Raw genomic sequence first — 13,378 nt, forward strand, 5'->3', positions numbered from 1 at the left:
CCCGCTCTCCTGACGTGTGCCTGTCCCGTTTCCGGCGCGAAACCGTCACCCGGCGGCAATCCGGCCGAAACAGCCGGCCGGAATCATGGGAGCATGACGCGCAACGCCACAGGCAAGACCACAGGCAAAACCCCAGGCAAAGCCCAGTCCCCGGCCACCTCCGAGTTGAGCTGCGAAGTGTGCGGCCAGATGCCCGAGCCGACCAAGGCGCGGCTGACCCTGGCCAATGTCGCCGTGATGCTTCCGATTGAGCTGCTGGTGCACGCGGCGGTGGTGGGAACCCATCTGCCGTACGTTGCCAAGGTCCTGGTTCTGACCATGACCGCGACCATCCTGGTGATTTGGGTGGCCGAACCGTCGGCGGCCCGGATGCTCAGGGGCTGGCTGCATGCCCCGGCCCTGCGCCACCGCAAACGGCTCGGCGCCGCACCCGCCCTGTGGCGGGCGCGGACCGTCCTGAAAGACAAGCCCGGGTCGCTGCAGAAACTGACGCAGGCCCTGGCCGGGCTGAACACGAACATCCTCAGCATTCATGTTCACCCCGTGGCCGGCGGTGTGCTGGACGAGTTTGTGCTCTCGGCACCCGGTGAAGTCCGCGAAGCCGAGCTGCTCCGGGCGCTGCGGGCCGGCGGCGGAGCGGATCCGCACGTGTGGCCGACCACCGCCCTGGCCATGGCCGACGGGCAAACCGGCGCGCTGAGCCTGGCCGCCCGGATCGCCGCCAGCCCGGAGGAGCTGCCGCTGGCGGTCGCGGAACTGCTGCGGGCACGGATCATCCCCGGACCGGCTGCCGGCAAGGCCGAGGCTTCGCCCCGGCCGGGCGGTGACGGGACGGTCCTGAAAATCCCTACGGCGTGGCACGGCCCCATTACGTTTTCCCGGCCCGGCGAGCCGTTCACGCCTGCCGAATCCGCCCGCGCTCACCGTTTGGCCGAACTCGCGGAGATCCTGGCGCACCGGCCGGCGGCACGTTAGCCGGCCCGCCCGGCCGGGCAATGGTTGGCCCGGGGTCAGATGCCTGTCATCCGGATGGTGAGGGCATCCTGCTCGACCGTGACCTTGAGGTACTTGGCCTTGCCGAGCGGGTCGCCGTCGAGCTGGAATTCCTGCTCGTGGGCGAGTTCGATCTCGGCTGACTTTCCGGCGAAATATTCCACCGACGCGTTCTTGGCGTTCCTCCGGCCGAAGACGCCGGCCAGCACATCCAGCCAGCCGAACCGGCCGATGGGCGCCAAAATCACGACGTCCAGGATGCCGTCGTCGATCTTGGCGTCGGGGAAGATCTCCACGCCCCCCATGATTTTGCCGCAGTTACCCACCATCACGCTGCGGATCCGGCGCCGTACCGGGTGCTGGCCGTCAATGCTGATTTTCGCCCTGATGGGCTTGCCCGGCAGGTGCCGGATGCCCGCTTCGACATAGGCGAGCCAGCCCACGCGGTCCTTGAGTTCGTCCACGGTGTTGGCCATGATGGCGGCGTCGTAGCCCAGACCGGCCATCACCAGGAAGGTGGACTCCGCCTCGGCGTGGTCCAGCGACGCCTTCACCACATCCACCTTGGTGTCCGTGCCGCTCAGGACGTCGTAGCTGGCAGCCACGGGGTCGGTGATGTCGATGCCGAGATTGCGGGCCAGCAGGTTGCCGGTCCCCAGGGGCACCAGGCCCATCGGCGTTCCGGTGCCTGCGAGGACTTCCGCCACGCAGCGGACCGTTCCGTCGCCGCCTGCGGCGATCACGACGTCGACTCCGGCCTCCAGCGCCTCGCGGGCCTGGCCCAGCCCGGTGTCCTCCTTTGTGGTTTCCAGCCACAGCGGCTCGGCCCAGCCCTGGGTCTCGCAGAGGCGGAAGAAGGAGGCGCGGAAGCTCTCGCCGGGAGACTTCATGGGGTTGATAACCACGGCGGCGCGCCGGGACGCGGCGTTGTCCGGGGTCTCCGGCCTCGCGGTGCTGTTCTCTGTCATGGCGTCCTTAGGGGCAATTGGGCGAAGAGTACCCGAACTAAAATCCTAGCCGCAGTGCCCGCGTAACCTGCGCAGGGCCAGCGCGAATCGTGGACGTGCGCTCCGCAGGCTCACTAGACTGGGCCTCGTGATGTGCCGGACGCTGCGCTCCGGACGCCGAAAGCGGGGGCAGATGACTGAATCAGAAAATTACTCAGCGACGGCAGAATCATCCAGCATTGACCCCCATGACTGGGGCCGGGCGATGGCACTGGCGCTCACACGGCTGGCCGAGCAGATCGCGCCCGGAGACAGCGAAGACATCCATGCCCTGCTGGTGGGCAGGGACCTGCACCTGAAAATCGGTGACGAACCGGGGGGCGTCACGATCACGGTTTCAACGAAGCCCATCCCGGGCCCCGCTTCCTCCTGACGGTTCTCTTCCGAGACGTATCTCTTCTCAGACGTATCCATTCCAGACGTGCCGTCTGGGGCGCGGTTCACCGTCCCGAGGTCAGGTCCTCGGAGATGATTTCGGCAGTGGCCAACGCCGCCTCACGCACGGCCTTGAGGTAGGCATCGGGATCGGGCTGCGCGGACACAGTCTGGGCCTGCAGCGAGACGTTGATCGCCGCCACCACCTTGGGCCCGTCATGGACGGGCGCCGCAATGGACATCAGCCCCAGCTCCAGCTCCTGGTCCAGCAGGCACCAGCCCTGGGCGCGAACAGTATCAAGCTCCGCCAGGAGGGCGGCCCGCGTTCCGATGGCTCCGGGAGTCAGGGGCCGGATCTCGGCAGCCGCGAGGTACTCTTCCAGCTTCGCCGGCGGGAGGGCCGCGAGCAGCACCCTGCCCATGGAGGTTGCATAGGCGGGGAAGCGGGTGCCCACCGTGATGCCGACCGTCATGATCCGCCGGGTGGACACCCGGGCGATGTAGGCGATGTCGGTGCCTTCGAGCACCGCGGCCGACGTCGACTCCCCCAGTTCGAGCGAGAGTTCTTCCAGGTGCGGTTGGGCGAGCTGCGGCAGGGACAGCCCGGACAAGTAGGCGTAGCCGAGCTGCAGCACTTTGGCGGTCAGGGCGAAGATCTTGCCGTCCGTGCGGACATACCCCAGCTCCGCGAGTGTGTGCAGGAACCGCCGGGCCGTGGCCCGGGTCAGCTCGGTCCGGGCCGCGACCTCGGTCAGCGTCATCTTGGGGTGTTCCGTGTCGAAGGCACGGATCACGGCGAGGCCGCGCGCCAGCGACTGCACGTACTGGTCGCTGGCCGCGGGCGCGCCGCCGCTCTTGGCTGGCTCAATCATTTTTCGCCTCTCGGTCCCGCATCACTTTAGCGGGGCACAGGTTCTCCGGCCGCAGGACTGTCAGCTTGGCTCCGCCGCCCGCAGCGGCATCGGGACCATGGCCTGGAGTTCCTCGAGCGTGCAGCCGAAGGTCTCCCGCACCTGGACGCCGTCGGGGCCGGTCAGGAAGACGGCCTTGTCGGTGTAGACGCGGGTCACGCAGCCGATCCCGGTGAGCGGGTACGTGCAGGTTTCCACCAGTTTGGACACGCCGTCGCGGGTCAGGAGCGTCATCATGACGAAGACGTCCTTGGCGCCGGTGGCGAGGTCCATGGCGCCGCCGACGGCGGGGATCGCGTCCGGGGCCCCGGTGTGCCAGTTGGCGAGATCCCCCGTGGCGGAGACCTGGAAGGCGCCGAGCACGCAGATGTCCAGGTGGCCGCCGCGCATGATCGCGAAAGAGTCAGCGTGGTGGAAGTAGGACGCCCCGGGCAGTTCGGTGACCGGGATCTTGCCGGCGTTGATGAGGTCGCCGTCGATCTGGTCTCCGGCGGCTTCCGGGCCCATGCCGAGCATCCCGTTCTCGGTGTGGAGCGTGATGTTCTGCTCCGGTTCGAGGTAGTTCGAGACCAGGGTGGGCTGGCCGATGCCGAGGTTCACGAAAGATCCGGGGGCGATGTCACGGGCCACGAGGCGGGCGAGATCGTCACGGCCCAGCGGCTTGCCGGACGTCTGGAGACCAGCCTGGTTGCCGGTCCGCAGACTCTGGTCATTGGTTGGGATGCTCATCTCAGGCCACCTTCACGATGCTGTTGACGTAGATGCCGGGGGTCACGATGTTTTCCGGGTCCAGGCCGCCGGTGGGGACAATCCCGGAGACCTGGGCGATGGTGTGTTTCGCGGCGGCGGCCATGATGGGGCCGAAGTTCCGCGCGGTTTTGCGGTAGACGAGGTTGCCCCTGCCGTCCGCCGTGAGGGCCTTGATCAGGGCGACGTCGGCGTGGATGGGGGTCTCGAACACCTGCCACTTGCCGTCCAGGAAACGGGTTTCCTTGCCTTCGGCGAGCATGGTGCCGTAGCCGGTGGGCGTGAAGAAGCCGCCGATCCCGGCACCGGCGGCACGGATCCGCTCGGCGAGGTTTCCCTGCGGGACGAGTTCGAGCTCGATCTCGCCGGCGCGGTACTTGGTGTCGAAGTGCCAGGAGTCGGACTGCCGCGGGAAGGAGCAGATCATCTTCTTCACCCGGCCCTCCTTGATCAGCAGCGCCAGTCCCTGGTCGCCCTGGCCGGCGTTGTTGTTCACCACGGTCAGGTCTGTGGCGCCGGACCCAAGCAGCGCGTCGATGAGTTCGAACGGCTGCCCGGCGTTGCCGAAGCCGCCGATCATCACGGTGGAGCCGTCCTTGATGCCGGCGACGGCCTCGCCGACGGTGTCAATGAAATTCAGCATGGCCCTTAACCTTTCACTGGTTGTGCCGTGGGGGCGGCGGACACGTTTTCGAGGACGACGGCGAGGCCCTGGCCGACGCCGATGCAGATCGCGGCGACGCCCCAGCGCTGCCCGGCGGCCTGCAGGGACCGGGCCAGGGTGCCCAGGATCCGGGCGCCGGAGGCGCCGAGCGGGTGGCCCATGGCGATCGCGCCGCCGTGCCGGTTCACGATTCCCGCATCGATGCCCCAGGCGTTGATGCAGGCCAGGGACTGCGCGGCGAACGCCTCGTTCAGTTCGACGGCGCCGACCTGGTCCCAGCCGATCCCGGCCTTGGCGAGGGCTTTGTTCGCGGCCTCGACCGGGGCGTAGCCGAAGTACTGCGGGTCGTTGGCGTGCGCGCCGCGCCCGGCGATCCGGGCCAGCGGCTCCATCCCCAGCAGCCCGGCGGCGGCCTCGGAGCCGAGCCACGCCGCGGAGGCGCCGTCGGAGAGCGGGGAGGCGTTCCCGGCCGTGACGGTCCCGCTCTCGGTCCGGAACACGGTCTTGAGCCCGGCGAGCTTCCCGGCCGAGGACCCGGGCCGGATGCCCTCGTCGCGGACCAGGTCCGTGCCCGGGACCGGGGCGACCAGGGCGTCGTAGAAGCCCTCGTCCCACGCGGCGGCGGCGAGGTTGTGGGAGGCGGCGGAGAACTCGTCCTGCGCCTCACGGCTCACCCCGTACTTTTCGGCCAGCCGTTCGGTGGCCTCGCCCAGCGAGATGGTCCACTCCGCGGGCATGGCCTGGTTCACCAGGCGCCAGCCCAGCGTGGTGGAGGCCAGGGTCAGGTCCCCGGCCGGGTAGGGCTTCTCGGTCTTGGGCAGCACCCACGGGGCCCGGGACATCGACTCGGCCCCGCCGACCAGCATCAGGTCGGCGTCGCCGGTATTGATCTGGCGGGAGGCGATGATCGCCGCGTCCAGGGAGGACCCGCAGAGCCGGTTGACCGTGGTGCCCGGGACCGAGACCGGCAGCCCGGCCAGCAGGGTGCCCATCCGGGCGATGTTGCGGTTTTCCTCGCCCGCGCCGTTCGCGTTGCCGAACACCACCTCATCGATCCGCTCAACATCGAGCTTCGGGGCGCGTTTCACGGATTCGCGGATCACGTGCGCGGCGAGGTCATCCGGGCGGACCCCGGCAAGGCCGGAACCGAACTTCCCGAACGGGGTCCTCACGGCGTCATAGATAAATGCCTGATTCATGGGTTCTTGTCCGTTTCTGCCTCGTCCCTGGCCGCCTCGTCCATGGAATGGAAGACGTGCTGGGCGGTCTTGAAGGCGGTGTTGGCGGAGGGGACCCCGCAGTAGATGGCGGTCTGGAGCAGGATTTCCTTGATCTCGTCCCGGCTAAGGCCGTTGGTGATGGCGGCGCGGACGTGCATGGCCAGTTCTTCCCAGTGCCCGTGGGCCACCATGGCGGTCAGGGTGACGGCTGAGCGCATCTGGCGGCTGATCCCGGGCCGGGTCCAGATGCCGCCCCAGGCGATCCTGGTGATCATGTCCTGGAAGTCCTCGGTGAAGGAATCCTTGTTGGCGTTGGCGCGGTCCACGTGCGCGGCGCCGAGGACCTCGCGGCGGACTTTCATGCCGCCGTCGTAGATTTCCTGGCTGGTCGCGCCGGGCTGGACCACCCCGTTGCGTTCGGGCCCGTGGAATTCGGCACTGCTGGTTTCGGAGCGAGTCATGCTCCCGCTCCCTGGGTTTCGGTCCAGGTGATGAGGCCCTTGAGCAGCTCGGCGACGTGGCCCGGCGCCTCGAACGGCGCCAGGTGTGCCACGCCCTCCAGGCTGACGGCCGTGGCAGTGCCGCCGCCGGAGGTGATGCCCGCGGCGACTTCCCCGGCCATCGACGGCGGGGCGACCTCGTCCAGGGCGCCCGCCACAACCTGGGTGGGCACGCGGATGGTGCCGAGCTGGTCCCGCACGTCGAAGCCGGCCAGGGCCTCGCAGCAGAAGGCGTAGCTGAAACGGTCGGCGTCCCGGAGGCTGTGCAGGAGCCGGCTGCTGAGCTCCGGCTGGCTCTCCATGAAGCCCGGCGCGAACCAGCGCTGCGCGGAACCCTGGATCATCACCGGGGTGCCCTGCGTGCGGACGGTTTCGGCACGTTCCAGCCAGCCCTCGGCAGTGCCGAGCTTCGCGCCGGAGCACTGCACGGAGAGGCTCTTGAGCCGGTCGCCGTGCTTGATGCCAAGCTGCAGTCCGGTGGCGCCGCCCAGGGACACCCCGGCGTAGTGGAAGCGCGCGCCCGGGGCGATCGAATCGACCAGGCCGATCACGGCATCCGCGAGGTCGGCGACCGTGAAGGCCTCCTCCGCCGCGGGCGAAACCCCGTGCCCGGGCAGGTCCCAGGCGATGACGTCGACGTCGGGGCCCAGCAACGTGCCGGCCTGGCTCCACAGCAGGGAGGATGTTCCGAGCGAGGGCCCGACGATGAGGAGGGGTTTGTCGCCCAGCTCGCGCTGGGGCGAAAGCAGGACTGCTTTGACGGTGGGTCTAGCCACGGGAGGCTCCGTTCTGGAGTTGGTGGGCAATGGCGCCGGCCTGGCCGGTGTATTCCGGATACGCCGCGAGGATGCGGCGGGAGATCTCGACGGCCTGGCCGAGGTAGTTGGCCGGGTTCAACAGCTCCTCGAGGCGGGCGTCCGTGAGCAGCTCTTCAGGGACAGCCGCGCGGAGCAGTGCCCGGTAGGTGTCCGCCTGGTCCGCCGCCCGGGCCTGGAGCGTTTCGTCGACGACGGCCTGCAGCCGCTGTTTCCCGGTCCGGCCCGCTCCCGTCCCGGCGCCGCGGCCGTCCAAAACGGCCCCGTCCAAAAGCGGTGCGACGGCGGCGTTGACGGCTTCGGAGAGCAGCAGCGGGCCGCCGAGCCCGAGGTTGCGGCGCATCGCCCCGGGGAAGACCTCCATCCCTTCGGCCAGTTCCCGCAGCTGTCCCGCGGCGCCGAGGGCCAGGCGGAGCAACTGGCGCAGGGCGGCCCATTCGCTGTGCCAGGCGCCGTCGGGGCGTTCGTCGTTGAAATTGGCGGCCGCGAGATGCAGCTGGGCGGCCAGTGCCGGCGCCTGCAGGGCGGCGCTGCGGATCAGCACGGAGAGCACGGGGTTCTGCTTCTGCGGCATGGCCGAGGACACGCCGCGCCCCGCGGCGCGCGGTTCCGCAATCTCGGCAACTTCCGGCCGGCTCAGGAACAGGACGTCGGCGGCCATCTTTCCGGCCGCGTCCGTCACCGCCGCCAGCGCGTCGCCGAGCGCGGTCACGGCCAGCCGGTTGGTGTGCCAGGGGGCAGGAACGGGCGCGAGACCCAGGCGGGCGGCCAGCCGGTCGGCGAGATCAAACGGGGACAGCGGCGCCGCGGTCAGCGTCCCTGCGGCCGACCCAGCGCCGTCGGTAAGTCCAGCGCCGCCAGTGAGCACAGCGCGGTCAGTGAGTACTGTGCCGGAGGCGAGGGTCCCGGCCGCGCCGCCGGTCTGTACCGGCAGTTCGAGGGCCTCGAGCCGGCTGGCCGCGGCGGCCAGCCCGCTGAACCACTGCGCGGCCCGCAGCCCGAAGGTGTAGGGCAGCGAGTGCTGGGTCAGGCTCCGGGCGACACAAAGCGTGTGCGCATGGGCTTCGGCGAGGCCCGCGAGGGCGGCCGTTGCCGCCCGGAGCTCCGCGAGCAGTTCGCGGATGGCCCCGGCGGCCAGCACCATCAGGGCCGAGTCGAGCACGTCCTGGCTGGTCAGCGACGTGTGAATGGCCTGGACGGCGCCGAGTCCGGCGGTGTCCAGGTTCCTGACCTGTTCACGGAGGTCGGCGAGCAGCGGGATGACGGGGTTGCCGCCGCCTTGGGCCCGCACGGCGATGCCTGCAACGTCGTACCGCTGCACGTCCGCGGCGGCGGCCACCACTGCGGCGGACCCCGCCGGGGCCAGGCCCGCCTCGTCCAGGACCGCCGCCCAGGCGGCCTCGACCTTGAGGATGGCGCCGAGCACTGCACGGTCCCCGGTCAGCGCCGCCACTAGCGGCGACGCCGACACGGGACTCAGCAGGCCAAAGTCGCCGTGCAGGCCGGCGTCGCCGTCGGTTTCGAGGAAGGTCACTTGGCGGCACCCTCGGCGCCGCTGAAATCCAGGAACACGGTCTCGCCCTCGCCCTGGAGGCGGATGTCCCAGGTCAGGCCGCCGTCGGAATCCCGACGCGCGATGAGGGACCGGCGGCGGTCCGGTTCGAGCGAGCTGAGCAGCGGATCCTTGGCCAGTGCCTCCTCGTCCTCCGGCAGGTAGACGCGGGTAAACAGGCGATTCATCAGGCCCCGGGCAAAGACGGCGACGGCGATGAACGGCGCCGCGCCCTCCTCGGTGGGGCCGGGGTTCACCGTCGTGAAGGTAAAGACGCCGGTGTTGCCGACCGCGCTGCGGCCGAAGCCGGTAAAGGTGTAGCCGTCCCGGACGAGGGAGCCTGTACGGTGCGGAACGTTGCCGTCCGCGTCGGCCTGCCAGATCTCCAGGATCGCGTCCGGGATGGGGTGCCCGGCGCCGTCATAGACGGTTCCCTGGAGCCGGATGGAGCCCGGGGAGCCGGGAGCCAGGAGCTCGCGGTCCTTGGTGTAGGGCAGGGCGTAGCCGTAGAACGGCCCCACGGTCTGGCCCGGTGTCGGGGTGAGTTTACTCATGGCGCTCCTATTCATTCTCGTCGCCTTCTGCGCCCAATGCCTCGTTTTCGGTCCAGGTCCGCTTGGACCCGGTCAGCACAATGTCCCAGTTGTACGCCAGAGCCCATTCTGGCTTGGTCTGCTCGTGGTTGTAGGTGGCCACGAGCCGGTCGCGGGCATCCTGGTCCACGATCGACTGGTAGATCGGGTCCAGCGGGAACAGCTGGTCACCGGGGAAGTACATCTGGGTGACGATCCGCTGGGTGAACTCCTGCCCAAACAAGGAGAAGTGGATGTGCGCCGGGCGCCAGGCATTCAGGTGGTTCTTCCACGGGTAGGCGCCGGGCTTGATGGTGGTGAAGCTGTAGGAGCCGTCCGCGCCCGTGATGCAGCGGCCGACGCCGGTGAAGTTGGGGTCCAGCGGTGCCGGGTGCTGGTCCCGCTTGTGGATGTAGCGGCCGGCGGCGTTCGCCTGCCAAATTTCCACAAGCTGGCCCGCGACGGGGCGGCCGTCGCCGTCGAGCACGCGGCCGGAAACCACGATGCGTTCGCCCAGCGGTTCGCCGTTATGCGCGATGGTCAGGTCCGCTTCCAGCGCGTGCACGTCCATGTGCCCGAACGCCGGCGAGTAGAGCTCGATGGTTTCCGGGTCCGCGTGGTGCAGGTCCTTGGTGGGATGGCGCAGGACGCTGCTGCGGTACGGCGCGTAGTCAAGCCGCGGCTGGGTTTCGGCGGGGGCTCCGCTCTTGAGGGCCTGCGCGTAGGCGTCGCCGATCGCCTTCATCTCGGCGCTGAGGTCCGCCTGCGACTCCGCGGCAGTATCCAAGGCAGGGCCAGCGGGCGCATGCGTCTTCGGTGCGGCCTCCGTGGCTTCGTCGGACACGTCCTCGGTGATCGGGTCGGCGTTGAAGATGTCGAGGTTGATTTCTTCAGGCACAGCAGCCTCCTTTCATTGGTGTGTTTGCTATTCGAATGGGGTCAGGAAGTGCGGGTCAGCTGGTGCAGGTGGTCGTATTGGACGGCGTGCCGGACCGGGGCGTTCGGGGCGCCGTAGCCGTCGTAGGCGCCGCGGCGTTCCACCATTTCAAAGAACACGCTGCCCACGGTGGCCGTGTAGAAATGCAGGAATTCGCCGTCGGCGTCGCGGTCATAGAGCAGGTTGAGTTCGCGGAGCGTGGCCAGGAATTCCGGGTCCAGGGCGAACCGGGCGTCGAGGTCCTCGTAGTAGTTCGCCGGGATCTGCAGAAAGTCCAGTCCGCGGTCCCGGGCGGCCCGGGCCGTGGCCACGAGGTCATCCACGGCGAACGCCACATGCTCCTGGTACGTGCGGCGGTGGCCGGGCCCGGCAGCGCCGGGTTCCTTTGTTCCGTCGGCGGCTTCCTGCTGCAGCAGCGGCGCCAGGTTCAGCACCAGGCGGACGCCCCGGTCCTCGGTGAGCATGACCTGGGACCGGACCAGGCCGGTGGGGCTGGCCACCTCGGCATACGGCTGCGGTTCCAGCGCGAGGGCGCTCGTGTAGAACAGCACAGCTTCGTCAAAGTGCTGCCACGGCTGGGCGAGGTTCACGTGGTCGATCACGGCGCCGGCCGCGGCACCCGCGCCGGGAACGGGGCCGGCCCCTGGAGCGGCGTGAGGCAGTTCCTCGCCGGAGCCGTGTGGCTCGCCGAATTCACCGACCCAGGCCGCGGTGCCGTCCGGGCTGCCCTGGCAGAGGAAGATTTCGGTGGAGTCCGGCGCGGCGAAGCCCTGGAAGACTTCCTCGTTGGCCTGGCTCTTGCGCGGTACGGCGGGGGCCTTGAGCTGCTGGGCGCGGGCTGCGGCGATCACGGGAGAGTCGACGTCGAAGCCCAGGGCGGAGATGGCAGGGGCGGCGGGAGCCGGCTGGCCGGTACCGGCGGCAGGGCTTCCGCCGGCAGGGGTCGCTGTGCCGAAGGGTGCGGGTTCCTCGTTGATGATCACGCGGGCGTGGCCCATGGTCCACAATTGCACATCCTTGGTCCGATGGCGCCCGTTGAATGCAAAACCCAGCTGGCCGAGCAGGGTTTCCAGGCCGGCGGTGTCCCCGGCCCGGACCTCGGCGAAGTTGAAGCCGGCGGGCTCGGCCACCCGCGGCAGCGTGGCGAGCTCCATCGGGTACCGGCGACGGGCCGCCGCGCCGGAAGCCTTGCCTGCGGCGGGGGCCGGATTTGCCTCCAGCCAGCGGGCGCTTTGCTCTTCGAGCCAGATCAGCGACCGCATGGCGTCGACGGCGGTGCGTTCGACGTCGGACTGGCGGAAGACGTCGTTGAACACCTCCAGCGACACCGGGCCCGCGTAGCCGGCGCGGACCACGTGGCCCATGAACTTGGCGAGTTCGAACTGGCCCTCCCCCGGAAACACCCGGTAGTGCCTGCTCCAGGACAGCACGTCCATGGACAGCTTGGGGGCATCGGCGACCTGGACGAAGAAGATCTTCTCCGGGTTGAAGGCTTCGATCGGCGCAGTGTCCCAGTCCCGGGAAAGGATGTGGAACGAGTCCAGGCAGGTGCCCAGGTTGGGGTGGTCCACCATGTCAACCAGCCGGTGGGCGTGCTCGTAGTCGTTGACGTACTTGCCCCAGGCCAGGGCCTCATAGGCGACCTTGACGCCGTGGTCGCCGGCCAGGGCCGCGAGCCGGGAGAGCTGGGCGGCCCGGAGCTCGTCATCGTCAATCGTGGCGGTGCCGACGTTGGAGCAGAGCAGCATGGTGTCCATGCCCAGGCGGGACATCAGCCGGAACTTGGCGTCCGCGCGGCGCAGGTTGGCGGCGAGCAAGTCCTCGGGAACGCTGTCGAAGTCGCGGAACGGCTGGTAAAGGTCCAGGTTGAGGCCCAGGTCGGCAGCCAGTTTCCGGACGTCTTCCGGGCTCAGCGGGGACGTCACGAGGTCCTGTTCGAAGATTTCGATCCCGTCGAACCCGGCGACGGCGCAGGCCTGCATTTTTTCCCGCAGGGTGCCGGAGAGGCAGACGGTGGCGATTCCGGTACGCATCAGGCGGCCACTTCTTCTGCGGCCACAAGTTCCAGGAAGTGGGAGCGCATGCGGTCGGCGTCTGCCTCGCGTCCGGTGAAGATCCGGAAGGCGTCCGCCGCCTGGCCCACGGCCATCCGACCGCCGTCGAGCACCTCGCAGCCCTTGGCCCGGGCGGCGCGGACGAGCTCGGTTTCGATCGGCCGGTACACGATGTCGGCCACCCAGTGCCGGGACTCCACGAGGGACATGTCCAGCGGCACGCCCGGGTGGGCGGCCATGCCCACGGGGGTGCAGTGCACCAGGCCGTCGGCCTGCGGCATCAGCTGCGGCAGCTCCGCTGTGGTCCGGGCGGTGACGGTCCGGTCCGGGAAGAACCCGGCGAGTTCGGCTGCCCGGGCGGTGCAGCGGGCTGCGTCGGTGTCTACAAGGTCCAGCTCGCGGACCCCCGCGGTGAGCAGGGCGTAGGCGACGGCGGAGCCTGCGCCGCCGGCTCCCAGCTGCACCACGCGGTCCAGGGTGGCGCCGGGGAGCCCGGAGGCCAGCGCCGACGCGAACCCGGAGAAGTCGGTGTTGTGGCCGATGAAGCGGCCGTCGCGGATGACCACGGTGTTTACGGCGCCGAGGCGCCGGGCGTCGGTGGAGACCTCATCGAGGTGCTCGAGCACGAGCTGCTTGCAGGGGTGCGTGATGTTCAATCCGTTGAACCCGAGGCTCAGGGCGCCGGACAGCAGCTCCCCCACGGCCTGGCCGGGCAGGCCTAGTTCGATGAGGTCAATGGGGCGGTAAAGGTACCGGAGGCCCTGCACGTCGCCCTCGCGTTCATGCATATAGGGCGTGAGGGAGGGCATGACGCCGTCTCCCACGAGGCCCACGAGGAAGGACTCTGCTCGATTGCTCATCCGGTTAGCTCCTTTGACAACGGCACTCGGCGGGGGCGACGCCTGCGGCGTCTGCGGCGGACCGGGTGTTAGGGATTACATTACAGAATTTGTTCACATGTTGCACTGTTGTTCGAATGACGAACATATTATTACGGCGGCGGCTCGTTGCGGCGACGGCTTGTGCCAGTT

The 13,378-nt window shown here is 69.2% G+C and carries 14 protein-coding genes; 2 read left to right on the forward strand and 12 right to left on the reverse strand.

Features of this window, described 5'->3' with window-relative positions; translation table 11 throughout:
* The first annotated feature begins 93 nt into the window (after positions 1 to 93).
* On the forward strand, positions 94 to 975 hold the full coding sequence (locus ABH915_RS00575; protein WP_370116614.1) for an ACT domain-containing protein: 882 nt from the start codon (positions 94 to 96) through the stop codon (positions 973 to 975).
* Between the two features lie 35 nt (positions 976 to 1,010).
* Here ABH915_RS00575 and ABH915_RS00580 read toward each other — a convergent pair whose 3' ends face one another.
* Positions 1,011 to 1,961, reverse strand: a complete 951-nt coding sequence (locus tag ABH915_RS00580) for a diacylglycerol kinase family protein (RefSeq protein WP_370116617.1) — start codon at positions 1,959 to 1,961, stop codon at positions 1,011 to 1,013.
* A 172-nt stretch (positions 1,962 to 2,133) separates the two neighbouring features.
* On the opposite strand from ABH915_RS00580, the gene ABH915_RS00585 reads away from it, so the two are divergent.
* Positions 2,134 to 2,373 carry a hypothetical protein gene (locus ABH915_RS00585; protein WP_018775370.1) on the forward strand — a complete coding sequence of 80 codons (240 nt, stop codon included), beginning with the start codon at positions 2,134 to 2,136 and terminating at the stop codon, positions 2,371 to 2,373.
* Positions 2,374 to 2,440: 67 nt separating this feature from the next.
* On the opposite strand, the gene ABH915_RS00590 is transcribed toward ABH915_RS00585, so the two are convergent.
* From ABH915_RS00590 to ABH915_RS00640, 11 genes are read right to left on the reverse strand one after another with little or no spacing between them, the layout of a single operon-like run.
* Positions 2,441 to 3,247 carry an IclR family transcriptional regulator C-terminal domain-containing protein gene (locus ABH915_RS00590; RefSeq protein WP_018775369.1) on the reverse strand — a complete coding sequence of 269 codons (807 nt, stop codon included), beginning with the start codon at positions 3,245 to 3,247 and terminating at the stop codon, positions 2,441 to 2,443.
* A gap of 60 nt (positions 3,248 to 3,307) precedes the next feature.
* Positions 3,308 to 4,015, reverse strand: a complete 708-nt coding sequence (locus ABH915_RS00595) for a 3-oxoacid CoA-transferase subunit B (RefSeq protein WP_370116622.1) — start codon at positions 4,013 to 4,015, stop codon at positions 3,308 to 3,310.
* 1 nt (position 4,016) lies between these two features.
* A complete protein-coding gene (locus tag ABH915_RS00600) occupies positions 4,017 to 4,676 on the reverse strand; it encodes a 3-oxoacid CoA-transferase subunit A (protein WP_370116625.1) in 660 nt (219 codons plus the stop codon).
* Positions 4,677 to 4,681: 5 nt separating this feature from the next.
* Positions 4,682 to 5,896, reverse strand: coding sequence for an acetyl-CoA C-acyltransferase (locus tag ABH915_RS00605; protein WP_370116628.1), 1,215 nt, complete (start codon positions 5,894 to 5,896; stop codon positions 4,682 to 4,684).
* Positions 5,893 to 6,378, reverse strand: a complete 486-nt coding sequence (gene pcaC / locus ABH915_RS00610; RefSeq protein ID WP_370116631.1) for a 4-carboxymuconolactone decarboxylase — start codon at positions 6,376 to 6,378, stop codon at positions 5,893 to 5,895. The genes ABH915_RS00605 and pcaC overlap by 4 nt, the downstream gene beginning before the upstream one ends.
* Positions 6,375 to 7,193, reverse strand: coding sequence for an alpha/beta fold hydrolase (locus tag ABH915_RS00615; RefSeq protein ID WP_370116634.1), 819 nt, complete (start codon positions 7,191 to 7,193; stop codon positions 6,375 to 6,377). Before ABH915_RS00615 ends, pcaC begins: the two co-directional genes overlap by 4 nt.
* The gene (locus ABH915_RS00620) at positions 7,186 to 8,766 is read right to left on the reverse strand and encodes a lyase family protein (protein ID WP_370116636.1); all 1,581 of its coding nucleotides are present in this window, start codon (positions 8,764 to 8,766) and stop codon (positions 7,186 to 7,188) included. The genes ABH915_RS00615 and ABH915_RS00620 overlap by 8 nt, the downstream gene beginning before the upstream one ends.
* Complete coding sequence (gene pcaG, locus ABH915_RS00625; protein WP_370116639.1) at positions 8,763 to 9,338, reverse strand: protocatechuate 3,4-dioxygenase subunit alpha; 576 nt, start codon at positions 9,336 to 9,338, stop codon at positions 8,763 to 8,765. The genes ABH915_RS00620 and pcaG overlap by 4 nt, the downstream gene beginning before the upstream one ends.
* 7 nt (positions 9,339 to 9,345) lie before the next feature.
* The gene (pcaH, locus tag ABH915_RS00630; protein ID WP_370116642.1) at positions 9,346 to 10,254 is read right to left on the reverse strand and encodes a protocatechuate 3,4-dioxygenase subunit beta; all 909 of its coding nucleotides are present in this window, start codon (positions 10,252 to 10,254) and stop codon (positions 9,346 to 9,348) included.
* A 41-nt stretch (positions 10,255 to 10,295) separates the two neighbouring features.
* Entirely contained in the window at positions 10,296 to 12,326 is a 2,031-nt protein-coding gene (locus ABH915_RS00635) for a bifunctional sugar phosphate isomerase/epimerase/4-hydroxyphenylpyruvate dioxygenase family protein (protein ID WP_370116645.1), read from the reverse strand.
* Positions 12,326 to 13,207, reverse strand: coding sequence for a shikimate dehydrogenase (locus ABH915_RS00640; RefSeq protein WP_370116648.1), 882 nt, complete (start codon positions 13,205 to 13,207; stop codon positions 12,326 to 12,328). Before ABH915_RS00640 ends, ABH915_RS00635 begins: the two co-directional genes overlap by 1 nt.
* Positions 13,208 to 13,378 lie beyond the last annotated feature (171 nt).

This window comes from Arthrobacter sp. MW3 TE3886, assembly GCF_041262145.1.
Classification (GTDB): domain Bacteria; phylum Actinomycetota; class Actinomycetes; order Actinomycetales; family Micrococcaceae; genus Arthrobacter.

Bases quoted from the DNA above. Each gene is read 5' to 3' on its own strand.
- ABH915_RS00605 (WP_370116628.1), bottom strand. From the start codon at position 5,896: ATGAATCAGGCATTTATCTATGACGCCGTGAGGACCCCGTTCGGGAAG.
- ABH915_RS00600 (WP_370116625.1), bottom strand. From the start codon at position 4,676: ATGCTGAATTTCATTGACACCGTCGGCGAGGCCGTCGCCGGCATCAAG.
- ABH915_RS00635 (WP_370116645.1), bottom strand. From the start codon at position 12,326: ATGCGTACCGGAATCGCCACCGTCTGCCTCTCCGGCACCCTGCGGGAA.
- ABH915_RS00575 (WP_370116614.1), top strand. From the start codon at position 94: ATGACGCGCAACGCCACAGGCAAGACCACAGGCAAAACCCCAGGCAAA.
- ABH915_RS00595 (WP_370116622.1), bottom strand. From the start codon at position 4,015: ATGAGCATCCCAACCAATGACCAGAGTCTGCGGACCGGCAACCAGGCT.
- ABH915_RS00590 (WP_018775369.1), bottom strand. From the start codon at position 3,247: ATGATTGAGCCAGCCAAGAGCGGCGGCGCGCCCGCGGCCAGCGACCAG.
- ABH915_RS00585 (WP_018775370.1), top strand. From the start codon at position 2,134: ATGACTGAATCAGAAAATTACTCAGCGACGGCAGAATCATCCAGCATT.
- pcaG (WP_370116639.1), bottom strand. From the start codon at position 9,338: ATGAGTAAACTCACCCCGACACCGGGCCAGACCGTGGGGCCGTTCTAC.
- ABH915_RS00640 (WP_370116648.1), bottom strand. From the start codon at position 13,207: ATGAGCAATCGAGCAGAGTCCTTCCTCGTGGGCCTCGTGGGAGACGGC.
- ABH915_RS00580 (WP_370116617.1), bottom strand. From the start codon at position 1,961: ATGACAGAGAACAGCACCGCGAGGCCGGAGACCCCGGACAACGCCGCG.
- pcaC (WP_370116631.1), bottom strand. From the start codon at position 6,378: ATGACTCGCTCCGAAACCAGCAGTGCCGAATTCCACGGGCCCGAACGC.